We start from the raw sequence: 20,642 nt of genomic DNA, 5'->3' as shown, positions 1-20,642 counted from the left end.
GCGGTCTTTTATTTTTGTATTCGTCATCTCACTCAAAAGGAAATTCGATCATGACTGATATCGTCATCGTGTCCGCCGTGCGCACGGCGGTGGGGAAGTTCGGCGGTGCGCTGGCGAAAGTGTCGGCGGTCGATCTGGGCGCTCTGGTCATCAAGGAGGCGGTCGTGCGCGCCAAGCTGGAGCCAGGGCAAGTGTCCGAGGTCATCTTCGGGCAAGTACTGCAAGCGGGCTGTGGACAGAATCCAGCGCGTCAGTCCAGTATCAAGGCAGGGTTGCCGGACATGGTGCCCGCGATGACCATCAACAAAGTCTGCGGCTCCGGCCTGAAGGCGGTAATGCTGGCCGCCCAGGCGATTCGCGATGGCGATGCCGACATTGTGGTGGCGGGCGGGCAAGAGAATATGAGCGCCTCGCCGCATGTGCTGCCGGGCTCGCGCGACGGTCAGCGCATGGGCGACTGGAAGATGATCGACACCATGATCGTCGATGGCCTGTGGGATGCGTTCAATCAGTACCACATGGGCACCACGGCCGAGAACGTGGCAAAGAAATACGGCATCACCCGCGAAATGCAGGATGCTTTCGCCGCAGCCAGCCAGAACAAGGCCGAGGCGGCGCAGAAAGCCGGGCGCTTCACCGATGAAATCGTGCCGGTGATGCTGCCGCAGAGAAAAGGCGACCCCATCGCGTTTGCCACCGACGAGTTCGTGCGGCATGGCGTGACGGCAGAGAGTCTCGGCGCGCTGCGTCCGGCGTTCGACAAGGGCGGCACGGTCACCGCGGGCAATGCCTCGGGCCTCAACGACGGTGCTGCGGCGGTGGTGGTGATGTCGGCCCGGCGCGCCGCTGAGCTCGGCCTCAAGCCGCTGGCGACCATCCGGGCCTATGCCAACGCCGGTCTCGATCCGGCCTATATGGGCATGGGGCCGGTGCCGTCTTCCACCCGCTGTCTGTCGCGCGCAGGGTGGACGCCGCAGGAACTCGATCTCATGGAGATCAACGAGGCGTTTGCGGCGCAGGCCATCGCCGTGAACCAACAGATGGGCTGGGATACCGCCAAGGTCAACGTCAACGGCGGGGCCATTGCCATCGGCCACCCCATCGGCGCCAGTGGTTGCCGCATTCTGGTGACTTTGCTGCACGAGATGAACAAGCGCGATGCGAAAAAGGGCCTGGCCTCGCTGTGCATCGGCGGCGGCATGGGCGTGGCCATGGCGCTGGAGCGTTGAACCACCGCAGATTGATCAAACTGAAACCAAAACGAGGAGAACAAAATGAGCAAAAAAGTAGCTTATGTCACGGGTGGTATGGGCGGTATCGGCACCGGCATCTGCAAACGGCTGTGCGAGGCAGGGCACAAGGTCATCGCGGGCTGCGGCCCCAATTCCAGCCGCAAGGAGAGTTGGCTGGAAACCATGCGTTCGCAAGGCTTCGATGTCTACGCCTCCGAGGGCAATGTGGCCGACTGGGACTCGACTCAGGCGGCCTTTCAGAAAGTATTCGCCGAGCACGGAAAGGTGGATATTCTTGTGAACAACGCCGGCATCACCCGCGATGCGGTGCTGCGCAAAATGACGTATGAAGATTGGGATCTGGTGCTGCGAACCAATCTCTACTCCATGTTCAATGTGACCAAGCAGGTGATCGACGGCATGGTCGAGCGGGGCTGGGGCCGCATCATCAACATCGCGTCGGTGAATGGCGAAAAAGGCCAGTTCGGCCAGACCAATTACGCCGCGGCCAAAGCGGGCATGCATGGTTTCGCCATGTCGCTGGCGCTGGAAGTGGCCTCCAAAGGGGTGACGGTCAACACGGTGTCGCCGGGCTACATCCTGACCGATATGGTCAAGGCCATCCGGCAGGACGTGCTCGACAAGATCGTGTCTTCCATTCCGGTCAAGCGTCTGGGTACGCCTGAAGAAATCGCCTCCATCGTGGTTTGGCTGGCCAGTGAGGACGCCGGGTTCACCACGGGCGCCGAATTCAGCTGCAACGGCGGGCTGCACATGAGCTGAAGCGCGATGCTGCGGTGCGGGAAAGCCTCGGTGGCGCTCGTCGGGGAGTATGGTTCAATCCGCAAATCTTTTGCCTGTGCACCTTCGCTTTTTCCGACCGCTTTTGCCGACTGCATTCCACCGCCATGCCCAAGTCCGATATTCCTCTGCGCATCATCAAAAAGTACCCCAACCGCCGTCTTTACGACAGCGAGGCGAGCGCCTACATCACCCTGAGCGATGTCAAGCAACTGGTGATGGACGGGGTGCGCTTTGTGGTGCAGGACGCCAAGACTGGCGAAGACCTGACCCGCAGCATCTTGCTGCAGATCATTCTGGAAGAAGAGAGCGGCGGCGTGCCCATGTTCAGCTCGGTCATGCTTGAGCAGATCATCCGTTTCTACGGCCACGCCATGCAGGGCATGATGGGCAGCTATCTGGAAAAGAATGTGCAGGCGTTCATCGACATCCAGAACAAGCTCGCCGAGCAGTCGCGCGGCGTGTATGACAACGCAGCCGTCAACCCCGAGGCGTGGACCCAGTTTCTCAACGTGCAAAGCCCCATGTTGCAAAACATGATGGGCAATTACCTCGAGCAGAGCAAGAACCTCTACATGCAGATGCAAGAACAGATGCAGGAGCAGGCCAAGCAGATGCTGGGCGCCTTTCAGCCGCCTGCGCCCAAGAAATGAAGCCCCTGGTGAGCTGAGAGGGTGTGAATAAATCCGGCTGGCTTCAGCGACAATGTCGGGATGGAAACATCCCTCACGCCAACATCGCCTGCCGCAGCCGCGGCGCCAAAAATCGGTTTTGTCTCGCTCGGCTGCCCCAAGGCGCTGGTGGATTCCGAGCGCATCCTGACCGAACTGCGCGCACAAGGCTATGACACCTCCAAGAGTTATGCGGGGGCGGATCTGGTCATCGTCAACACTTGCGGCTTCATCGACGCCGCAGTACAAGAAAGTCTCGATGCCATCGGCGAGGCCTTGGCCGAAAACGGCAAAGTGATCGTGACCGGCTGCCTGGGTACGCGCAACGATGCAGCCACGGGCAACAACCTGGTGCGCGAAGTGCACCCCAAGGTGCTCGCCGTCACGGGGCCGCACGCGACCGACGAGGTGCTGCAGCATGTGCACGCTGTCTTGCCCAAGCCGCATGATCCCTTTGTTGATCTTGTGCCGCCAGCGGGTATCAAACTGACGCCCAAGCATTACGCCTATCTGAAAATCAGCGAGGGCTGCAATCATCGCTGTACCTTCTGCATCATTCCGGCGATGCGGGGGGATCTGGTGTCGCGCCCGATCGGAGAGGTCTTGAGCGAGGCGCGTGCGCTGTTCGCGTCGGGCGTAAAAGAACTGCTAGTGGTCAGTCAGGACACTTCGGCCTATGGGGTCGATGTGAAGTACCGCACGGGCTTCTGGGACGGTCGACCGATTCGCACTCGCATGACCGAACTGGTCGATGCGCTGGGCAGCTTGGCTGCCGAGCACGACGCCTGGGTGCGTCTGCACTACGTCTATCCCTATCCGCATGTGGATGAAGTGCTGCCGCTAATGGCGCAGGGGCGCATCCTGCCCTATCTGGACGTGCCTTTGCAGCACGCCCACCCTGACGTGCTCAGACGCATGAAGCGCCCGGCCAGTGGCGAACGCAACCTCGAACGCATCGCCCGCTGGCGCGAGATCTGTCCCGAACTGGTGGTGCGCTCTACCTTCATCGCGGGTTTTCCGGGCGAGACGGAAGCGGAATTCCAGACTCTGCTCGATTTCATCCGCGAGGCCGAACTCGACCGCGTGGGCTGCTTCGCCTATTCGCCGGTGGAAGGGGCAGCCGCCAACGCGCTAGCCGATCCGGTGCCCGAAGCGCTGCGAGAAGAGCGCCGCGCCCGCTTCATGGCCGCGGCCGAAGAGGTATCCACCCGCAAACTGCACAAGCGGGTGGGGCAGGTGATGCGGGTATTGGTCGATCAGGCGAGCCGCGAGGGCGGAGTGGGCAGAACCTTCGCCGATGCGCCCGAAATCGACGGTAAAGTGCATTTGCTGCCGCCCGATAAACCCTCGACCAAAATGCGCCTAGCACAAAGCGGCGGCCAGTTCGTGCGCGCCCGCATCGTGCGCACCGACGGTCACGACCTGGTGGGTGAATTGGTCTGAGCCACTCCGGGGTTGAGTGGCGCACTGCCCCTTTTTACTGCGAGCCGATGGCGGCCTTGAGCGCGGCCACATCGCGCGCAAAACCGATGTGTGTAATCTTGCCCTGGCGAACCTGCATGACCGTCACCGCCTCTTTTTCGTGCGGCATGAAGGCAGCCTGTTCTGCCTTGCTGGCCAGCAGGATGGAGTAAGGGCGTTTGCGCATTTTGGGCAGAGCGAAGGTCTGGGTGACAAACCCCGGCATGCCGCTGATATCCGCCAGGAACACGATGCCCTGTTTGTGCATCGCTTCGACGCCCAAGGCCGTCAGGTAGTCGTTGACCACGTCGGAGGGGGCCTTTTCCACCGCGAACAACACGACCCGGGTATCAGCACCCGGAAAGTCTTCCATCTTTCCGTGCTGATTCTCGAATTGCGTCTGGGGCAGGGTGCCTCCCACGCCTAGCGGTGAAGCCAAGGCCAGCGCGGGCGAGGCGCTGGAGCCCAATACGGCGGCGACTAGCGCGGCGGATAGAAAGGTACGGCGTTGCATTCGATCTCCTGTAAACGAATGCAACATCAGAACAGATCGAAGGCCGGAGGTTCCACCCCGATCGAGATCCTCGACCTGCCCGATTGCGGCTGGTCAAAACCTGATGGCCTGATGCCGACCATCCGAACTGAATTTAGAGATGGATGCCGAAGGCCGACATGTTCTTGTAGATCATGTAAGCCGCCACCACGGCCACCAGCGCCGCAAAAATAAGGTTGAGCGTGCCTTTGCTGCTCTTGCCCAAGTGGGTGGCCAGTCGTGCGCCGAACACACCGCCCGCAATGCCCCCGGCGATATATAGCCCCGCGACCGTCCAGTCGAGCAGGCCGGAACTCGCATAGTTCACCGCCGTGGTCAGGCCGAATGTGCCTACCGAGAACAGCGAGGAACCCACCGCTGCCAGCATGGGCATGCCGGTTGCGAACACCAGGCCCGGCACGATGAGAAAACCGCCGCCAATACCGAAGAAACCCGAGAGCGTGCCGACGATGGCCGCGGATACCACCAATTTCCACATCGAAAACTGGCCGGGATTTCCTTCCATTTCGCCGGGTTTGACCTTCTTCGGGCGAATCATCAAGGCGGCGATGACCAGCATCAGAATGGCGAAAAGGAATAGCAGCTTTTTGCCGTCGACCGCCTTGCCCAGAGTAGAACCGATATACGCCGCAATGGCGCCGACAATGGCAAAGATCACCGCTTCTTTCCAACGCACATTGCCCGCGCGTGCGTGCGGAATCAGATTTAAATAGGCGTTGATCGATACCGCCAACGCCGTCGTGCCAATCACGACGTGGGGATTGGGATAACCCACCAGATAGAGCAAGAGCGGCACCGCGAGGATGGAGCCGCCTCCGCCGATCAGGCCGAGCGTAAAACCGACTGCCACGCCAGAAACGACGGACAGGATGTGTTGGGTCAGGGTCAGGTCTGCGAGCATGATGGCGACAGCATATAAGAACAGTCTTATGAGTTCTGTGAGGATTTGTGCTGATTTGTGGCGAGGCGATGATTTACGTCTTTCGGAAGTGACCCGGGTGACGAGGTGTAAAGCCTGCACGAAGTTTGTGACATGTAGGCGACCCGTCAGGCAGATTGTCGAAGCTTCGCGCGGACTGGCAATGCGCCAGCCACCACGGCGAAATCATCGCTGTGTTCCCTGAAAACAACGAGGAGATTGAAATGGCTGAGAAAAAAGCGATCAACCCGGCGCCATTAGGCCTATCCGGATTTGCCTTGACCACGTGGTTGCTGAGCATGGTGAATGCCGGCTGGTTCCCCGGCGCGGATGTGCCGATGGTGCTGGCCGCCGCCTTTGCATTCGGTGGAACGGCGCAGTTTGTTGCGGGTGTGGCGGAGGGATTCGTTGGCAACGGCTTTGGCTTTGTGGCGTTCTGCGGATACGGCGCGTTCTGGTGGAGCTTCGCCCTGTTCGTCGACTTTTTCGCCAAGGGCGTTGGCGGCCCGTTCGTCGGCTGGTATCTGCTGCTCTGGGGTGTTTTCACCACTTATCTGTGGATTGCCACCTGGAAAAAAGGTCGCGCCCTGATGCTGGTTTTCACGGCGCTGGTTCCCACCTTCTATTTGCTGGCTGCGGGCGCATTGACCGGCAACAGTGGCTTGACCGTATTCGGGGGCTATCTGGGACTGATTACGGCGGCACTGGCGTTTTATCTCGCAGGGGCCGAAGTCATCAACGAGGCTTGGGGGCGCGTGGTATTGCCGGTTTGACGATCTGTTGAGGGGATGTGGCAGGCCCATGCTTGATACAACCGACGCTGCAGCGCAGCATCAAAACGACTGAATCAACATGAACTGATTCAGCACGGCGTCAGTTTTGCGCTGCAGCATTCTGGCAAGAGTGCTGCGTCCGGCCCGAAGCTCTTCCGGCCGGATGCTGCCATCAGGCGCGGCTGGCTTATCGGTCAGACCGGGCACTCGCACCCAGAGCCTGTTCACATCATGAAAAATCGCTGGATCGTTCTCGGCGCGGCCGTTGCTTTGTCCGCGCCTATTGCCTGGGCCAGTCTGGTCCAAACACACTCATCACAACCCGACGCGTCGAAGCGGCGGATGGTTCCGGCCGCGACCGCACAGATTGTGTCACGCTCGTTGCCTGACAATCTGCAGATCCGCGCCGCAACGGGGCCTCAGGGCATCCCGGTGCAGGAATACATCGGGGCCGATGGATCGCTATTCGCCATCACCTGGGCCGGCCCGCAGCGCGTGCAAGCGCAAGACATGGTGCGCCATTTCTTCCCTCAAGCCTCAGCTGAAAACGCCCATGTCGCGCATGGCCTGCAAGCGGTGGTGCGCAGTGCGCGGCAATCGTGGGGCAATGAAGGCGTGGCCTACTTGCCCGCATTGATGCCTATGGATTTCGATCCGAACGGGCTGGCGCCCTGACGCATTTCCCAAGGCCGCCTTTAGCTGACAGCTGGGCGGCGACTATTGCCTTGCCGATGCCCTGGCCCACAGGGGTTTCATCCGAGTGCGCAGCGCATCGTATTCGTGGTTGATGCGAACGATTTCGGCTTTTTGGCCTTGGATGAGTGCGGTTTGCTGCTTGGTCAGCACTTTGTTCTCATCGAGCTTGGTTCGCAGTTCGAGGGGCAGTGGGCCTTGCGGATAAAACTGCGCATCGATCTGCAGACGCTTGAACTGACGCTGCAGAGTAGCGAGTTGTTTTTCGGCGTCCTCAATCATCGACTGCGGCCGATTCAAATCGCTGACGCGGGCGGCCTCCAGCGCGGCTTCGTTTGGGTAGCGCAGCAACAGGGCACGATCCTCACGTTGCTGATCGCGCTGCTGTCTGGCCAGATTCTGCGCGGCCTCTTTTGTCTGGGCCTGCTCGGCCTGTTCCTTCATGGTCAGAATGCGCCTGCGCACGGTGCCGTCTGAGCCGATCACTTTGCCGCCATAGGTCAGGCAATCCTGCGTCAAGCGATCACTGGAAACCAGCGTGCCGTTCGCGTCGCGACAGAGGTAGATGTCAGCGTGCGCCCACGGAGCGGTGCACAACAGCAAGCCGAGGAGGAGGGGGCGAAGTTGGCGCACGGTCAATTTCATGAACTGCGGGTGAGAGTGTTGCTGCAACAATGTCGAAGTGGGCCGTCGCGTTGACGAGCCGTCTTATTGTGCCTTGCTTTGCGGCGTTGCAGGCGCGGCCTGTGTTGCAGAGCAGATGCCCGAGTGCCTGCCTGTTCATTGCCTGACCCAACCGGATGCCTGGATATGTTGCCTTTCCCCTTGCGCGTGACCACTCTCAATCTCAATGGCGTACGTTCCGCCGCGAACAAGGGGGTCGATGACTGGCTGCGCTCGCAGGCACGCCCAGATGTGCTCTGCGTGCAGGAACTCAAAGCGCTGGAAGCCGATATGACGCCCGGCCTGCGTACCTTGGGTGGATTGCCCGGGGCCGCATTTCAGCACGCCGAGAAGCCCGGCTACAGCGGCGTCGGCCTCTATTGGAAGCACGAACCCGATGAAGTGCGCATCGGTTTTGGCCATGCCGAGTTCGACGCGGAAGGGCGCTATGTCGAAGCCATTTACAAGCGCCCGGGCGGCGGGCGTCTATCCATCGTGTCCGCCTATTTCCCCTCGGGCTCCAGCTCCGAGGAGCGCCAGCAGGCGAAATTTCGGTTCCTGGCCGATTTCCACGAACACCTTCTGGCCCTGAAGGCCGCAGGCGAGGTGCTGCTGTGTGGCGATGTCAACATCGCCCACAAAGAGATCGACTTGAAGAATTGGAAAGGCAACCTCAAGAACAGCGGCTTCCTGCCGGAAGAGCGCGCCTGGATGACCCGACTGATTGACGAGGCGGGCTATGTGGACGTGTTTCGCCAACTCGACCCCGCGCCAGATCGCTACACATGGTGGAGCAATCGCGGGCAGGCCCGAGCGAAAAACGTGGGATGGCGCATCGACTACCACCTGGCCACTCCCGGCATCGCGGCGCAGGCTAAATCGGATAGCGCCTGGATTTACACGGAGCAGCGGTTTTCAGATCATGCTCCACTAACTATCGACTACGCCTGAGGTCGGCTACGGTCGGTGGGCAGTGGGCGCGGCCGCAAATAAAAAACAGCCCGGTGGGCTGCTTGTTGTCGCCGACCGATAACTGAGATGCTTTGGATGCCCTCCCACCTGCGGGGGGCTGAGGCAAAAGGTGACCTTGCTGTCGGCAGCGGTAAGTCTGCACTTGGACGCCTAGCCAATACCCATGAGGCTTTATCCTCAATTCAATAGCCATTGGGTGTGGCACTTTCACTATTGAACCCGCACTCAATAAACCAATAACAAACGTCAAGACCGGTGCTGGCGAGCGCGTCGGAGTTCGTCCACGATCAGCAGCATGGCGCCGATGAAAATCGCCGAGTCGGCCAGATTGAACGCGGGCCAGTGCCACTGCTGGCCGTTGAGGGTGATGTAAAAGTCGAGGAAGTCGGTCACCTTGCCCCACAGCACGCGGTCGATCACATTGCCCAAGGCCCCGCCGAGAATGCACGCCAGCGCCAGGTTGAACAAAGGCTTTCCCCGGTTGCGGAACATCAGCCAGAGGATGAACAGCGAAGCGGCGAGGCTTAGCGCGGTGAAAAACCAGCGCTGCCAGCCCGGCGCACTGGCGAGAAACGAGAACGCCGCTCCGGGGTTGTGGATGTAGACCAGATTGAAAAAACCGGTCACCGGATGGCTGCTGTCGAGCGGCAGGTCTTGCCGTACCCACCATTTGGTGAACTGGTCGGCGGCAATGATCGCCAGCGAGACCAGCAGCCAGGGCCAGACCCGGCCGCGCCGGGCGGTGAAGGAGCTGTCAGACAGTGCAGAGGGCATGGGCGGGGGAGTCTCAGGCGAGATGGCGCGGTTCGCCCGCGCCGAAAAGGTTGCTCACGCAGCGTCCGCACAGACCGGGATGCGCCGGATCGGCATCGACATCTTCGCGCCAGTGCCAGCAGCGTTCGCATTTGGGTTGCTTTGTGGGCGTGACCACGATGCGCAGTTCTCCATCGCTCGGATGCAGGCTGGCGCGCGAGGTGATGAGCACAAAGCGCAGGTCGTCTCCTAAGCGTTCGAGCAGGGCGTGCTCGGTCTGCGGGGCGTAAATATCGACTTCGGCCTGCAGCGAGGCGCCGATTTTGCCTTGCTCGCGCAAGGCCTCGATTTCCTTGTTGGTCGCCTCTCGTAGGGCGCGAATACGCGCCCACTGATCGAGTAGCAAGACGCTGTCGGTCTGCTCGGGCCACTGCCAATAGGTCTCGACAAAAATGCTCTCGCTCTTGCCGATCAGCGCCCAAGCCTCTTCAGCGGTGAAGCTGAGGAAGGGCGCCATCCAGCGCAGCATGCCTTGGGTGATTTGCCACAGGGCGGTCTGGGCGCTGCGTCGGGCAAGGCTGTCGGGCGCGGTGGTGTAGAGGCGGTCTTTCAGGGCGTCGAGATAGAACGCGCCCAGGTCTTCGGAGCAGTAGACCTGCAGCTTGGCCACTACCGGGTGGAACTCGTATTGCTCGTAATGCGCCAGGATGACCGATTGCAGACTCTGCGCGTGGGCCAGCGCCCAGCGGTCGAGTTCGAACATCTGGCTCAGCGGTACGGCATGCCGGGCGGGATCGAAGTCGCTGGTATTGGCCAGCAGAAACCGCAGTGTGTTGCGGACGCGGCGATAACCATCGACCACGCGGGCGAGGATTTTGTCGTCGCCCGCAATGTCGCCGGAATAGTCGGAGGCGGCTACCCACAGGCGGATGATCTCCGCGCCCAGCTTGCTGCAGGTCTGCAGCGGATCGATGCCATTGCCCAGCGACTTGCTCATCTTGCGGCCCTGGCTGTCCACGGTGAAGCCGTGGGTCAACAGCCCTTTGTAGGGAGCGCGGCCGTACATGGCGCACGAGGTGAGCAGCGAGGAATGAAACCAGCCGCGGTGTTGGTCATGGCCTTCCAGATAGAGATCGGCCTGCGGGCCTTCGGCATGGCCCGCGCCTGCATGACTGCCCATGAGCACGGTGGTGTGCGTGGTGCCCGAGTCGAACCAGACTTCGAGGATGTCAGCGCTTTTGCTGTAATGCGCCGCGTCGTCTGCGCAACCCACGCGGGCGAGGATGTCGGCGGCGCTGGCCTTGCTCCAGGCCTCGATGCCGCCGTGCTCCACCATCTCGGCGGCGACATCGAGGATGTCCATGGTGCGTGGGTGCAGTTCGCCGCTGTCCTTGTGCAGAAAAAACGGGATCGGCACGCCCCAGCTCCGCTGGCGGCTGATGCACCAATCCGGCCGGTTGGCGATCATGTCGTGCAGGCGCGCCTTGCCGTTCTCGGGGTAAAAGCTGGTGTGCTCAATGGCCTCGAGCGCCATCTGCCGCAGCGTTTTCGGCGCCTTGTCCTTGGTGAACACGCCTTCGCCTTCGTCCATGCGGATGAACCACTGCGCCGCCGCGCGATAGATCACCGGCACCTTGTGGCGCCAGCAGTGCGGGTAGCTGTGGGTGATGCTGTAGGTGGCCATCAGCCGATCAGCCTGACGCAGGGTATCGATGATGTGAGGCACCGCCTTCCAGATGTTCTGCCCGCCGAACAGCGGAAAGTCGGGCGCGTAGCTGCCGTCGCCCTGCACCGGGTTGAGGATGTCCTCATAGGCCATACCATGCGCAACGCAGGAGTTGAAGTCGTCGACGCCGTAGGCCGGCGAGGAATGCACGATGCCGGTACCGTCGTCGGCGGTGGCGTAGTCGGCCAGATAGACCGGCGACAGTCGGCGGTAACCCGCATCCACCTCGTAGAGCGGGTGGCGGAACTCCAGCCCGCCCAGCGCCTTGCCGGGCGCGGTGGCCACGATCGCGCCCTCAATCTCATAACGCTTCAGGCAGGGGTCGACCAGGCTAGCGGCCAGCACCAGGTAGCCGCGCGGCGTATCGACCAGGGCGTATTCGATTTCCGGGTTGAGATTGAGCGCCTGATTGGCGGGAATCGTCCAGGCGGTCGTCGTCCAGATGACGGCGAAGGCGGGCTTGGCGGCATCGGGTAGCGCGGGCAGGCCAAAAGCCGCAGCGAGTGCCACGCGATCATTCGACTCAAAGGCGACATCGAGCGTCTGCGATTTTTTGTCGGCATATTCGATCTCGAATTCAGCCAGCGATGAACCGCAGTCAAAACACCAGTACACCGGCTTGAGGCCACGGTACACAAAGCCGCGCTCGATCACCCGTTTGAAAGCGCGAATCTCCGCCGCCTCGTTGACGAAATCCATGGTGCGATAGGGATGATCCCAGTCGCCCAGCACGCCCAGTCGCTTGAAATCCGTCCTTTGCTGGTCGATCTGCGCCGTGGCATAGGCGCGGCTCTTGGCCTGCATCTCGTCGCGCGGCAGGCAGCGGCCAAACTGCTTTTCGATGGCGTTTTCGATCGGCAGACCGTGACAGTCCCAACCGGGAATGTAAGCCGCATCAAAGCCGCTCAGCTGACGTGCCTTGACGATCATGTCCTTCAGAATCTTGTTGACCGCATGCCCCATGTGAATCTGGCCGTTGGCATACGGCGGGCCGTCGTGCAGCACGAATTTCGGCGCCCCGGAGCGCGCCAGGCGCAGCCTCTGGTAGAGACCGTTTTCGTTCCAGTCCTTGATCCATTGCGGTTCGCGCTTGGGCAGGTCACCGCGCATGGGGAAGGGGGTGTCTGGCAGATTCAGCGTGGCCCGGTAATCGGGTTTTTCGGCTGCGGAAGAGTCGGCGTGATCCATGGAATGGCAGTGCTGTGCTGGAGCCCGAGCAAAGGGTCCAATGAGAAGGAGTGAGCGAGGAAAAGTGAACGGCGATATCACCCGAAGCGACCGATCGTCAAAGCTGGGCGAGTCGGGTGCCTGAGAGCGAGCGCCGTCAAATTCGATCGCGGGTGGTTTGTCGGGCGAGCTGAGCAAACCAGGCGCGCGCCTGATCGCTATCGTTCTGAATCGCCGCGATCAGTTGAGTCAGGTCGGGGTAATGCGCTTCGTCGCGCAGTTTGTGCATGAGTTCCACCCGGATGAGTTTACCGTAGGCCTCTGCCTGCCAATCTAACACATGCGTTTCCAGCAACACCCGCCCGTCGGTCTCGACGGCCGGTCGTGTTCCCAGGCTTGCCACGGCGGGCAGGGGCGCCAACTCCAGCCCGTGCACCCGGGCGACGAAAACACCGCCAAGCGCGGGGCGTGCGCGATCAAAACGCAGATTCAACGTAGGAAATCCCAGCTTGCGGCCAAGTTTGGCCCCGTGCAACACATGCCCCGAAATGGCATAGGGGCGACCCAGCAAAACCTGCGCGGTTTCCATGTCACCCGCCTGCAGCGCCTGCCGCACTGCCGAACTCGAGATTCGCAACGCGGTTTCCGTGACCACAGGCATCTGACGTGCTTCGCCGCCCAGGTTGCGCATCAAGGTATCGAGCTGGGCGAAATTTCCCGCGCGCCTGGCGCCAAAGCGGAAATCATCGCCGACCAAGACGAATTGCGCCTTGAGGCCCTGCCACACGATCTGCGCCACAAACTCCTCTGGAGACAACGCGGCGATGCGGGGATCGAAGCGCAGCACGACAACATGCTGCACTCCGGCTTCACGCAAGGCGCACAACTTGTCTCGCAAGGTCGAAATATGGCTGGGTGCGGAGTCAGGGTGCCCCTGGAGTGTTGCAAAAAAATCACGCGGGTGCGGCTCGAAAGTCAGCACCGTCGGCACCAGCCCACGCGACCGGGCGACTTGCACCAACTGGTGCAACATGGCGAGATGCCCCCGGTGCACCCCATCGAAATTGCCGATGGTCAGTGCCGTTTGCGAGGCCAACGATTTGTGATGAATTCCTCTAAAAACATGCATAAAAACAATTTGTTAGAGTGTTATTTTGAGAGATTTTTTGAGCTGCTGCAGCAATCAAAAAATTTTAAGGGTGCGCTCCAATCTGATGCGCACATCGGCGAATCGCTACGATCCTGCCCGTATGAAAAACGTTTATTGTCCGCCTTATCCAACACCGCGCCGTTTGCTGTCGTGCACAGAGGGTTTGCCCTGCGCTGAATTGTCGCGCGCGCTGGTTTTTTGCGTGTATAGTTAGTGCGCAGTCGAAACAAGAGCCAAGGTTCTCATTTGCTTGAGAGTTGGCTTGTGTCGGTTTCACAGTAGTGATTTGCCGGGCTTGTTGAAGATTTGCACTTATCTATATTTTCTTTAAAGGTTGATTCATGGCTACCGGTACTGTGAAATGGTTTAACGAGTCCAAGGGCTTCGGCTTCATCAAGCCTGATGAAGGCGGCGAAGATCTGTTCGCGCATTTTTCTGAAATTCAGGCCAAAGGTTTCCGCACTCTGCAGGAAAACCAGCGCGTCGAATTCACGGTGAAGGCTGGCCCGAAAGGTCCCCAGGCTTCTGCCATTCGCCCCATCTAATTTAGGTAGGGCGGCTGCTTCCTGATCAAAAGTCAGGGCGTTGCAAAATCAACCGGCCACTGGCCGGTTTTTTTGTGCGCCAACTATCTCGATAGACTCGTAACTCATGGTCGAGGATTTCGTTCGACATTACGGCTATGCCGCAGTAGCTTTAGGCGCCCTTGCCGAGGGAGAGACCGTACTGCTGCTTGCGGGGTATGGGGCCCACCGTGGCTGGCTGGAGTGGCCTTGGGTTGTTTTGGTGGCTGCACTGGCAGCTACTCTGGGGGATCAGTTTTTTTTCTTTCTGGGGCGTTGGTTTGGGCCGCAGTTGGTCCAGCGTTTCTCCGGTTTGGAAAAAAACCTGCCCCGCGTTCAGCGCTTGCTGCATCGCGGGGCGCCCTGGGCGATTGTCAGCGTGCGCTTTCTCTATGGCTTGCGCATCGCCGGGCCCGTGCTGATCGGCATGGCGGGCGTAGCACCCTGGCGGTTTGTGCTTTACAACACCATAGGCGCCGCCTTGTGGGCGCCGCTGGTCACGGGGCTGGGATGGTTTTTCGGCGCAGGTGTGGCGCAGTTGACGTCTCGTTTGCAATGGGCCGAAGAAATCCTGCTGGCTATCGCCATCGTCGTCGTGTTGATCGTCTGGCGTCTGTGGAAACGCCGACAACGCGCATCTTCAAATCTTTAGGCCCATCGCGTCTCGGACGGCGTGCATAGTTTGTTGTGCCGTGGCGCGCGCCTTGTCGCTGCCGTGCGCCAGGATGTCGTGCACCAGCGCGGGGTTGTCGAGGTAGGGCTGCGCCCGCTCGAACATGGGTTGCTGTTCACGCAGGATGGCATCGATGACGGGCTGCTTGCACTCCAGGCAGCCGATGCCTGCCGTGGTACAGCCGCGTTGCACCCAGTCGCGGGTGGCGTCGTCGGTGTAGGCCAGGTGGAATTGCCAGACGGGGCAGCGTTCGGGCGTGCCGGGATCGGTGCGCTTGACGCGAGCGGGATCGGTGGGCATGCGTTTGATTTTGTGCTCGACGCTCGCGCGCTCCTCCCGGATGGCGATGGAATTGCCGTAGCTCTTGGACATCTTGCGGCCATCCAACCCTGGCAGCTTGGACTCAGGGGTCAGCAGCGCTTCGGGTTCGCGAAGGATTTGCCTGCGACCACCGCTTAGTTGCGCTCGCAGGGCGTCTTTTTCTGCACGCGACAGTTTGCTGGCGGCGATCAGTTCGCGAGCCTGTTCGCGTTTTTCGGTCAGCCCCTCCTGATCGGCGGCACGACGCAGGGCAGCGAGTTGTGCGCGAACGTCCTCGGGCAATTTGGCCGCCGCGGCTCGCGCCTGCGCCTCAACCGCAGGGTCTTTGCCATAGAGATTGTTGAAACGGCGCGCGATTTCACGGCTCATCTCGATGTGCGGCACCTGATCGGCCCCGACGGGCACATAACGCGCGAGATAAATGAGGATGTCTGCGGCCTGCAGCAGCGGGTAGCCGAGAAAGCCGTAGGTGGTCAGGTCTTTGTCCTTCAGATTGGCGATCTGATCTTTGTATGTGGGCACACGCTCCAGCCAGGACAAAGGGGTGCCCATACCCAGCAGCAGAAACAGCTCGGCGTGCTCCAGCACCCGGCTTTGCACGAATAAGGTGGCCTTGTTCGGATCGACGCCAGCGGCCAGCCAGTCGATCACCATCTCGGTGGTGTGCGCGTGGATGGTTTCCGGTGTTTCGTAATGGGTGGTCAGCGCGTGCCAGTCGGCGACGAAAAAGTAGCAGTCGTGCGCGTTTTGCAGCTGTGCCCAGTTTTTCAAGGCGCCGTGGTAATGCCCCAGGTGCAGCGCACCCGTGGGGCGCATGCCGGACAAAACGCGATCATCGGCGCTCGTTGCGCCATCGGCCTGTGCAGGGAGAGTCATAGGGAAAGAGTCGGAGGAAAAAAAGGGGGCTCAGAGGAGCATCTGAAAGGGGCTGAGCAGAACCTTGAGAACTTGCATGGACAGCGCCATGAGCGGGCTGAGCCAGAAGTTGGTGACGATGCCGGTGAGCACCAGCGCCATCACGATGAAAAAGCCGTAGGGTTCGACCCTTGAGACGGCGATGGCTTGTCGCACGGGCAGCAGCCCCACCAGAATGCGGCCGCCATCGAGTGGCGGCAGCGGAAACAGGTTGAACACGAACATCACCAGATTCACCAGAATACCGGCCTGGGCGACATCGTAAAAATAGACCTCGTTGACGGCGAAGGCGTGCAGGCCGACAAGCAGCAGGCCCCAGAGAAAGGCCTGAAAAAAGTTGGAAGCCGGGCCGGCGAGCGCGACCCAGATCATGTCGCTCTTGGGGTTGCGCAGTCGCCCGAAATTCACTGGGACCGGCTTGGCATAGCCAAAGAGAAATGCCCCGGAGGTGGCGAAATAGAGAATGAGAGGCACGAGGATGGTGCCGATCGGATCGATGTGCCGCACCGGATTGAGCGATACGCGGCCCAACATGTAGGCGGTGTTGTCGCCGAAGTAGCGCGCCGCATAGCCGTGCGCCGCTTCGTGCAGGGTGATGGCAAAGAGCACCGGCAGGGCGTAGACGGTGACAGCCTGTATGAGTTGATCCATGCGGGAATTGTAGGAAGGGCGTTGTGTCAGGGCGGGCCAGGGGCGGCTTGACCCGCCCTGCACCAAGGATGAAGAGCTTGATTGCGGGGGTTTACTGCAGGGCCGGGAGGCCGAGCGCATCGAGCGGGCCGCGGCCGATGCGAATGACCACGGGCTCGGCGCCGCACAGATCGACCACGGTGGTGGGCTCGCTGGGGCAGGGCCCGGCGTCGAGCACCAGATCGACATGATGCTCGAGCTGGTCGCGAATGTCGGCGGCGTCGTTCAGCGCGTGTCCGTCTCCGGGCAGAATCAAGGTGGTGGCGAGCAGGGGTTGGGCCATTTCCACCAGCAGGGTGTGGGCCACGGCGTTTTGCGGCACCCGCACGCCGATCGTCTTGCGCGAGGGGTGCGACACCCGGCGTGGCACTTCCTTGGTGGCTTCGAGAATGAAGGTGTAGGGCCCGGGCGTGCAGGCGCGGATGAGACGGTATTGCCGGTTGTCCACGCGGGCATAGTTTCCTAGCTCAGACAGGTCGCTGCACAGCAGGGTGAGGTGATGCCGCTCATCCACCTGGCGGATTTGCCGCAGGCGTTGCACGGCGGCTTTGTCGTCGAGATGGCAGACCAGGGCATAAGACGAGTCGGTCGGAATCGCCGCCACGCCACCACTGTGCAGCACGGCGGCGGCTTGCTTGATCAGCCGAAGCTGCGGGTTGTCGGGGTGCAGGTTGAAGTATTGCGCCATGGTGGAGGGGTTCAATGCAGCAGATCCCAGACGGGAGCGAGGTCGGCAGGCAGGGGGGCGAGACGCCCGAGGTCGCAAATGCTTTCTCCTGGGCTGTGAAAATCGGAGCCGCGCGAGGCGTAGAAGCCGAATTCCAGCGCGAGCTTGGCGTATTTGCGGGCCTGCGCTGCGGTATGGCTGCCGGTCACCACCTCGATGCCCTGACCGCCCAGCGACTTGAAGCGTTCCAGCAGGGCCCACTCTTCGGTTTCGGTGAAGCGGTAACGCCCCGGATGTGCAATCACGGTGATTCCCCCGGCGGCGCGAACCCAGCTCAGGGCCTCGTCGAGGCGGGCCCATTCGTGTTCGACATAGCCAGGCTTGCCCGGTGTGAGATAGCGGCTGAACACCTCGTGGGTCTGGCGGCACACGCCGAGTTCCACCAGCAAGCGGGCAAAGTGCGTGCGCGACATCAGCGCCGGATTGCCCGCATAGCGCAGCGCGCCGGCGTATACGTCGGACAGACCCAGATGCTTTTCAAGATCGGCCGCCATATCTCTTGCGCGTTGGTCGCGACCGGAGCGAATCTGTTGCAGGCCGCCTTGCAAGACCGGATGAGAATCGTCGAAATTCAGCGCCACGATGTGCACGGTCTGCGCGGCAAAAGATACCGAAATTTCCACCCCAGTTACAAAACGCAGACCCAGCGACTCGGCGCTTTGCCGCGCTTCTGTCAAGCCGCCGAGTTCATCGTGATCGGTGAGCGCCCAGAGATCAACCCCATTCGCATGGGCCCGCTGCGCCAGGGCGGCAGGCGTCAATGTGCCGTCTGAAACCGTGGAATGACAGTGCAGATCGGGGTTACGCGCAAAAGAAGCAGACATGATGCCGCATTGTAGGGAGGACGTCTAAACTGCGCCGGATGGGCAAATCTTCTCGACATATCAGCCTGACCCCGGCCACGCAATGGCTGCGCGCGCAAGGCGTGGCCTACACCGAGCATGTGTATGACTACGTCGATCATGGCGGAGCCGCCTGGGGCGCGCAGACCTTGGGGCTGCCCGTGCACGCGGTGATCAAAACCCTGGTGATGCAAGACGATGCATCGCAACCGCTGGTCGTGCTCATGCATGGCGACCGGGAGGTCTCGACCAAGCAGTTGGCTCGGGCAATCGGTGCGCGGCAGGTTGAGCCCTGCAAGCCAGAGGTGGCGCAGCGGCATAGCGGGTATCTGGTTGGCGGAACGTCGCCCTTCGGTCTGCGCAAGGCCATGCCGATTTATGGCGAGCAATCGGTGCGGACGCTGGAGCGCATTTACATCAATGGCGGGCGGCGCGGCTATTTGCTGGGGCTCTCCCCCGACGTGCTCGACGCGGTTTTGCAGGTGCGCTGGGTGAACTGCGTTCAATAGAATCACAAAGCATGAATACATCGAACGTTGTGGCCCTGATCTTCGCCGGGCTGGCCTATCTGTTGGGATCGCTGTCGTTCGCCGTCTTGGTCAGCCGCGTCATGGGCATGGCCGATCCGCGCACCTACGGTTCGGGCAACCCGGGCGCCACCAATGTGCTGCGCAGCGGCAACAAGCTCGCCGCCATCCTGACCTTGCTGCTCGACGCCTTCAAAGGCTGGCTGGCGGTCTGGCTGGGCCTGGTGATCGGTCCTGGCTTCGGGCTTAGCGCGCCGGGTGTGGCCCTGGTGGCTGTGGCCGTGTTTCTGGGGCATCTCTACCCTGTGTTTTTCCATTTCAAGGGCGGCAAAGGCGTGGCGACTGCTGCGGGCGTGTTGCTGGCCGTCCAGCCCTGGCTGGGGCTGGCTACGCTGGCGACCTGGCTGATCGTGGCCGGATTTTTTCGCTACTCCTCTTTAGCGGCGTTGGTGGCTGCGGTATTCGCGCCGTTTTACTACTGGTTTGGCGGCGGGCTGGCCTGGAACGTCGACCCCGCGCTGCTGCTTGCCCTGATGATCATCAGCGCGCTGCTGATCTGGCGACACAAAAGCAATATCGGCAAGCTGATGCGCGGCGAAGAAAGCCGCATCGGGCGGAAGAAATAAAAACCGCGCGCCCCTCAATATCGAGGGCTCAGGGTCATGCGGTCGCCGTCGTGTTGCATATTGACCCGTTGCAGAAAGCTCATGCCGAGCAGGGCATAGGGCATTGGGGTGTTGATCACCACGGCGGGTACGTTGTGCAGCTCGATATGGCCCACGCGCACTTTGTCGAGATCAATCAAGGTTGCAGGGATGGTGCCATTGGCGGTGTTGACGGCCGAGGCTCTTCCATTCTGCAGATTGAGGCCCAGCCGCTGGGCTTGTTCTCGGCTGAGGGTGATGCGGGTGGCTCCCGTGTCCACCATCATGCGCAACAGTTCGCCGTTGATGCGGCACTCTGTCACGAACTGTCCGTTCGACCTTGCAAACAGAACGGTGCGCTGCGCGGCCGTCGCCCCCACGCTCAGCGGCGCGGCGCCCAGGCCCAGTTGCATTTTCTGCCCGCTGACTTCGACCGTGGCCTGTTGGCCCGAGAGGGCCAACAGTTTCACGCCTTGCACCGTTTGACCGATGCGCAGTGTGCGCGGCGCGCCACCGTCGATCACCAGCAGCGCCTGATCGCCAAATTTTCCGGCCAGACCCACGCTTGCCGCCGCAGCAAAGGCCGGGTTGCCGCCCAGCGCAAAGACCGTGCAGGCTAAGACCCAGCGGGCAGCGCGCGCAGCAGACCAAGGGCGCAGCAGCCTGGCGGATTTGCTCACGCCAGCTCAGTCCCGAAAATTGTTGAATGACAGCGGCGCTTCCTCGATGTCTTTGCGCAGCACCGCCATGGCCGCCTGCAGGTCATCGCGCTTGGCCCCAGTGATGCGCACGATGTCGCCCTGAATCGCGGAGGTCAGTTTGAGCTTGGAGCCCTTGATCGCTGCAGTGATCTTTTTCGCCAGCTCCTGCGGAATGCCGGCCTTCACGGTGATGACCTGTTTGACCTTGTCTCCGGAAATTTTTTCGATTTTCCCGAGATCGAAAAAGCGCGGATCGATTTTGCGCTTTGCGGCCTTGGCCATGAGCACATCGCGCACCTGCCCGAGCTGAAAGTCGCTGTCAGCGGTCAGTGTGAGCGCCTTGTCGTTCTGCTCGACCTGGGCGGAACTGCCCTTGAAATCAAAGCGGGTGGCGATTTCCTTCGTCGCTTGATCGCAGGCGTTGCGCACTTCGACAAGATCGGGTTCGAGAACGGCATCGAAAGAGGGCATAAGTGAACCTTGAAGATAATGGACGTTTGATCTG

Annotated in this window: 25 protein-coding genes; 12 read left to right on the top strand and 13 right to left on the bottom strand. The window is 61.1% G+C overall.

All coding sequences use genetic code 11. The features are described from left to right. Nucleotides 1-50 precede the first annotated feature (50 nt). The 4 genes from BIO17B3_RS01480 (at nucleotide 51) to rimO (ending at nucleotide 4,147) form a co-directional block, all read left to right on the top strand. Complete coding sequence (locus BIO17B3_RS01480) at nucleotides 51-1,229, top strand: acetyl-CoA C-acetyltransferase (RefSeq protein ID WP_156052720.1); 1,179 nt, start codon at nucleotides 51-53, stop codon at nucleotides 1,227-1,229. A 45-nt stretch (nucleotides 1,230-1,274) separates the two neighbouring features. Then, on the top strand, nucleotides 1,275-2,015 hold the full coding sequence (gene phbB / locus BIO17B3_RS01475; RefSeq protein ID WP_013122985.1) for an acetoacetyl-CoA reductase: 741 nt from the start codon (nucleotides 1,275-1,277) through the stop codon (nucleotides 2,013-2,015). Between the two features lie 125 nt (nucleotides 2,016-2,140). Continuing rightward, nucleotides 2,141-2,686, top strand: a complete 546-nt coding sequence (gene phaR, locus BIO17B3_RS01470; RefSeq protein WP_013105651.1) for a polyhydroxyalkanoate synthesis repressor PhaR — start codon at nucleotides 2,141-2,143, stop codon at nucleotides 2,684-2,686. Between the two features lie 60 nt (nucleotides 2,687-2,746). Further along, nucleotides 2,747-4,147, top strand: a complete 1,401-nt coding sequence (gene rimO, locus BIO17B3_RS01465; protein ID WP_156052719.1) for a 30S ribosomal protein S12 methylthiotransferase RimO — start codon at nucleotides 2,747-2,749, stop codon at nucleotides 4,145-4,147. A 34-nt stretch (nucleotides 4,148-4,181) separates the two neighbouring features. Here the strand turns inward: rimO and BIO17B3_RS01460 are convergent, their stop codons facing one another. Both BIO17B3_RS01460 and BIO17B3_RS01455 read right to left on the bottom strand, forming a co-directional pair. After that, nucleotides 4,182-4,679, bottom strand: coding sequence for a hypothetical protein (locus BIO17B3_RS01460; RefSeq protein WP_156052718.1), 498 nt, complete (start codon nucleotides 4,677-4,679; stop codon nucleotides 4,182-4,184). Between the two features lie 133 nt (nucleotides 4,680-4,812). Beyond that, complete coding sequence (locus BIO17B3_RS01455; protein ID WP_156052717.1) at nucleotides 4,813-5,619, bottom strand: sulfite exporter TauE/SafE family protein; 807 nt, start codon at nucleotides 5,617-5,619, stop codon at nucleotides 4,813-4,815. Nucleotides 5,620-5,861: 242 nt separating this feature from the next. On the opposite strand from BIO17B3_RS01455, the gene BIO17B3_RS01450 reads away from it, so the two are divergent. Continuing rightward, nucleotides 5,862-6,410, top strand: coding sequence for an acetate uptake transporter family protein (locus BIO17B3_RS01450; RefSeq protein WP_013105655.1), 549 nt, complete (start codon nucleotides 5,862-5,864; stop codon nucleotides 6,408-6,410). Between the two features lie 60 nt (nucleotides 6,411-6,470). On the opposite strand, the gene BIO17B3_RS01445 is transcribed toward BIO17B3_RS01450, so the two are convergent. Continuing rightward, entirely contained in the window at nucleotides 6,471-6,716 is a 246-nt protein-coding gene (locus BIO17B3_RS01445; RefSeq protein ID WP_172978982.1) for a hypothetical protein, read from the bottom strand. 36 nt (nucleotides 6,717-6,752) lie between these two features. Here BIO17B3_RS01445 and BIO17B3_RS01440 point away from each other — a divergent pair, with 36 nt between their 5' ends. Then, nucleotides 6,753-7,085, top strand: a complete 333-nt coding sequence (locus BIO17B3_RS01440; protein ID WP_232054148.1) for a DUF2844 domain-containing protein — start codon at nucleotides 6,753-6,755, stop codon at nucleotides 7,083-7,085. 42 nt (nucleotides 7,086-7,127) lie between these two features. Here the strand turns inward: BIO17B3_RS01440 and BIO17B3_RS01435 are convergent, their stop codons facing one another. Then, nucleotides 7,128-7,748: a DUF4124 domain-containing protein gene (locus BIO17B3_RS01435; protein ID WP_156052715.1), complete on the bottom strand. Its 621-nt coding sequence runs from the start codon at nucleotides 7,746-7,748 to the stop codon at nucleotides 7,128-7,130. 165 nt (nucleotides 7,749-7,913) lie between these two features. Between BIO17B3_RS01435 and BIO17B3_RS01430 the strand changes: the two genes are divergently transcribed. Further along, complete coding sequence (locus BIO17B3_RS01430; protein WP_156052714.1) at nucleotides 7,914-8,717, top strand: exodeoxyribonuclease III; 804 nt, start codon at nucleotides 7,914-7,916, stop codon at nucleotides 8,715-8,717. A 267-nt stretch (nucleotides 8,718-8,984) separates the two neighbouring features. On the opposite strand, the gene lspA is transcribed toward BIO17B3_RS01430, so the two are convergent. The 3 genes from lspA to BIO17B3_RS01415 form a co-directional block, all read right to left on the bottom strand. Next, nucleotides 8,985-9,512: a signal peptidase II gene (lspA, locus tag BIO17B3_RS01425; protein WP_013122992.1), complete on the bottom strand. Its 528-nt coding sequence runs from the start codon at nucleotides 9,510-9,512 to the stop codon at nucleotides 8,985-8,987. 13 nt (nucleotides 9,513-9,525) lie between these two features. After that, complete coding sequence (gene ileS / locus BIO17B3_RS01420) at nucleotides 9,526-12,405, bottom strand: isoleucine--tRNA ligase (RefSeq protein WP_156052713.1); 2,880 nt, start codon at nucleotides 12,403-12,405, stop codon at nucleotides 9,526-9,528. Nucleotides 12,406-12,541: 136 nt separating this feature from the next. After that, nucleotides 12,542-13,513, bottom strand: coding sequence for a bifunctional riboflavin kinase/FAD synthetase (locus BIO17B3_RS01415; protein ID WP_156052712.1), 972 nt, complete (start codon nucleotides 13,511-13,513; stop codon nucleotides 12,542-12,544). Between BIO17B3_RS01415 and BIO17B3_RS01410 the strand changes: the two genes are divergently transcribed. The 3 genes from BIO17B3_RS01410 to BIO17B3_RS01400 all read left to right on the top strand — a co-directional run bounded on the left by BIO17B3_RS01410 (nucleotide 13,424) and on the right by BIO17B3_RS01400 (nucleotide 14,749). Continuing rightward, a complete protein-coding gene (locus BIO17B3_RS01410) occupies nucleotides 13,424-13,711 on the top strand; it encodes a hypothetical protein (protein ID WP_172978983.1) in 288 nt (95 codons plus the stop codon). The two genes, BIO17B3_RS01415 and BIO17B3_RS01410, sit on opposite strands and share 90 nt — an antisense overlap. Nucleotides 13,712-13,875: 164 nt before the next feature. Continuing rightward, nucleotides 13,876-14,079, top strand: coding sequence for a cold-shock protein (locus tag BIO17B3_RS01405; protein WP_013105664.1), 204 nt, complete (start codon nucleotides 13,876-13,878; stop codon nucleotides 14,077-14,079). 106 nt (nucleotides 14,080-14,185) lie between these two features. Further along, entirely contained in the window at nucleotides 14,186-14,749 is a 564-nt protein-coding gene (locus tag BIO17B3_RS01400) for a DedA family protein (protein WP_156052710.1), read from the top strand. On the opposite strand, the gene BIO17B3_RS01395 is transcribed toward BIO17B3_RS01400, so the two are convergent. From BIO17B3_RS01395 to BIO17B3_RS01380, 4 genes are all read right to left on the bottom strand, one after another. Further along, nucleotides 14,738-15,967 carry a tryptophan--tRNA ligase gene (locus BIO17B3_RS01395; protein WP_156052709.1) on the bottom strand — a complete coding sequence of 410 codons (1,230 nt, stop codon included), beginning with the start codon at nucleotides 15,965-15,967 and terminating at the stop codon, nucleotides 14,738-14,740. The genes BIO17B3_RS01400 and BIO17B3_RS01395 overlap by 12 nt on opposite strands. A 30-nt stretch (nucleotides 15,968-15,997) precedes the next feature. Continuing rightward, a complete protein-coding gene (locus BIO17B3_RS01390; protein ID WP_156052708.1) occupies nucleotides 15,998-16,657 on the bottom strand; it encodes a site-2 protease family protein in 660 nt (219 codons plus the stop codon). 91 nt (nucleotides 16,658-16,748) lie between these two features. Beyond that, complete coding sequence (locus BIO17B3_RS01385; protein ID WP_156052707.1) at nucleotides 16,749-17,384, bottom strand: L-threonylcarbamoyladenylate synthase; 636 nt, start codon at nucleotides 17,382-17,384, stop codon at nucleotides 16,749-16,751. A gap of 11 nt (nucleotides 17,385-17,395) precedes the next feature. Further along, nucleotides 17,396-18,247 (bottom strand): 3',5'-nucleoside bisphosphate phosphatase, encoded by an 852-nt coding sequence (locus tag BIO17B3_RS01380; protein WP_013105669.1) that lies wholly within the window; start codon nucleotides 18,245-18,247, stop codon nucleotides 17,396-17,398. Nucleotides 18,248-18,285: 38 nt separating this feature from the next. On the opposite strand from BIO17B3_RS01380, the gene BIO17B3_RS01375 reads away from it, so the two are divergent. Both BIO17B3_RS01375 and plsY read left to right on the top strand, forming a co-directional pair. Next, complete coding sequence (locus tag BIO17B3_RS01375) at nucleotides 18,286-18,774, top strand: aminoacyl-tRNA deacylase (RefSeq protein WP_156052706.1); 489 nt, start codon at nucleotides 18,286-18,288, stop codon at nucleotides 18,772-18,774. 11 nt (nucleotides 18,775-18,785) lie between these two features. After that, the gene (plsY, locus tag BIO17B3_RS01370) at nucleotides 18,786-19,418 is read left to right on the top strand and encodes a glycerol-3-phosphate 1-O-acyltransferase PlsY (protein ID WP_013105671.1); all 633 of its coding nucleotides are present in this window, start codon (nucleotides 18,786-18,788) and stop codon (nucleotides 19,416-19,418) included. A 14-nt stretch (nucleotides 19,419-19,432) separates the two neighbouring features. Here the strand turns inward: plsY and BIO17B3_RS01365 are convergent, their stop codons facing one another. Together BIO17B3_RS01365 and BIO17B3_RS01360 are read right to left on the bottom strand one after the other, a co-directional pair. Further along, nucleotides 19,433-20,116 carry a TIGR02281 family clan AA aspartic protease gene (locus tag BIO17B3_RS01365; RefSeq protein ID WP_156052705.1) on the bottom strand — a complete coding sequence of 228 codons (684 nt, stop codon included), beginning with the start codon at nucleotides 20,114-20,116 and terminating at the stop codon, nucleotides 19,433-19,435. A gap of 6 nt (nucleotides 20,117-20,122) precedes the next feature. After that, on the bottom strand, nucleotides 20,123-20,608 hold the full coding sequence (locus tag BIO17B3_RS01360) for a YajQ family cyclic di-GMP-binding protein (protein ID WP_156052704.1): 486 nt from the start codon (nucleotides 20,606-20,608) through the stop codon (nucleotides 20,123-20,125). Nucleotides 20,609-20,642 lie beyond the last annotated feature (34 nt).

Origin of the sequence: Thiomonas sp. OC7 (assembly GCF_900634595.1) — a bacterium.
GTDB lineage: Bacteria > Pseudomonadota > Gammaproteobacteria > Burkholderiales > Burkholderiaceae_C > Thiomonas > Thiomonas arsenitoxydans.
This window is presented reverse-complemented; position numbering and strand designations above follow the sequence as displayed.

Bases quoted from the DNA above. Each gene is read 5' to 3' on its own strand.
- BIO17B3_RS01480 (WP_156052720.1), top strand. From the start codon at position 51: ATGACTGATATCGTCATCGTGTCCGCCGTGCGCACGGCGGTGGGGAAG.
- phbB (WP_013122985.1), top strand. From the start codon at position 1,275: ATGAGCAAAAAAGTAGCTTATGTCACGGGTGGTATGGGCGGTATCGGC.
- phaR (WP_013105651.1), top strand. From the start codon at position 2,141: ATGCCCAAGTCCGATATTCCTCTGCGCATCATCAAAAAGTACCCCAAC.
- rimO (WP_156052719.1), top strand. From the start codon at position 2,747: ATGGAAACATCCCTCACGCCAACATCGCCTGCCGCAGCCGCGGCGCCA.
- BIO17B3_RS01460 (WP_156052718.1), bottom strand. From the start codon at position 4,679: ATGCAACGCCGTACCTTTCTATCCGCCGCGCTAGTCGCCGCCGTATTG.
- BIO17B3_RS01455 (WP_156052717.1), bottom strand. From the start codon at position 5,619: ATGCTCGCAGACCTGACCCTGACCCAACACATCCTGTCCGTCGTTTCT.
- BIO17B3_RS01450 (WP_013105655.1), top strand. From the start codon at position 5,862: ATGGCTGAGAAAAAAGCGATCAACCCGGCGCCATTAGGCCTATCCGGA.
- BIO17B3_RS01440 (WP_232054148.1), top strand. From the start codon at position 6,753: ATGGTTCCGGCCGCGACCGCACAGATTGTGTCACGCTCGTTGCCTGAC.
- BIO17B3_RS01435 (WP_156052715.1), bottom strand. From the start codon at position 7,748: ATGAAATTGACCGTGCGCCAACTTCGCCCCCTCCTCCTCGGCTTGCTG.
- BIO17B3_RS01430 (WP_156052714.1), top strand. From the start codon at position 7,914: ATGTTGCCTTTCCCCTTGCGCGTGACCACTCTCAATCTCAATGGCGTA.
- lspA (WP_013122992.1), bottom strand. From the start codon at position 9,512: ATGCCCTCTGCACTGTCTGACAGCTCCTTCACCGCCCGGCGCGGCCGG.
- ileS (WP_156052713.1), bottom strand. From the start codon at position 12,405: ATGGATCACGCCGACTCTTCCGCAGCCGAAAAACCCGATTACCGGGCC.
- BIO17B3_RS01410 (WP_172978983.1), top strand. From the start codon at position 13,424: ATGCCCCCGGTGCACCCCATCGAAATTGCCGATGGTCAGTGCCGTTTG.
- BIO17B3_RS01415 (WP_156052712.1), bottom strand. From the start codon at position 13,513: ATGCATGTTTTTAGAGGAATTCATCACAAATCGTTGGCCTCGCAAACG.
- BIO17B3_RS01405 (WP_013105664.1), top strand. From the start codon at position 13,876: ATGGCTACCGGTACTGTGAAATGGTTTAACGAGTCCAAGGGCTTCGGC.
- BIO17B3_RS01400 (WP_156052710.1), top strand. From the start codon at position 14,186: ATGGTCGAGGATTTCGTTCGACATTACGGCTATGCCGCAGTAGCTTTA.
- BIO17B3_RS01395 (WP_156052709.1), bottom strand. From the start codon at position 15,967: ATGACTCTCCCTGCACAGGCCGATGGCGCAACGAGCGCCGATGATCGC.
- BIO17B3_RS01390 (WP_156052708.1), bottom strand. From the start codon at position 16,657: ATGGATCAACTCATACAGGCTGTCACCGTCTACGCCCTGCCGGTGCTC.
- BIO17B3_RS01385 (WP_156052707.1), bottom strand. From the start codon at position 17,384: ATGGCGCAATACTTCAACCTGCACCCCGACAACCCGCAGCTTCGGCTG.
- BIO17B3_RS01380 (WP_013105669.1), bottom strand. From the start codon at position 18,247: ATGTCTGCTTCTTTTGCGCGTAACCCCGATCTGCACTGTCATTCCACG.
- BIO17B3_RS01375 (WP_156052706.1), top strand. From the start codon at position 18,286: ATGGGCAAATCTTCTCGACATATCAGCCTGACCCCGGCCACGCAATGG.
- plsY (WP_013105671.1), top strand. From the start codon at position 18,786: ATGAATACATCGAACGTTGTGGCCCTGATCTTCGCCGGGCTGGCCTAT.
- BIO17B3_RS01360 (WP_156052704.1), bottom strand. From the start codon at position 20,608: ATGCCCTCTTTCGATGCCGTTCTCGAACCCGATCTTGTCGAAGTGCGC.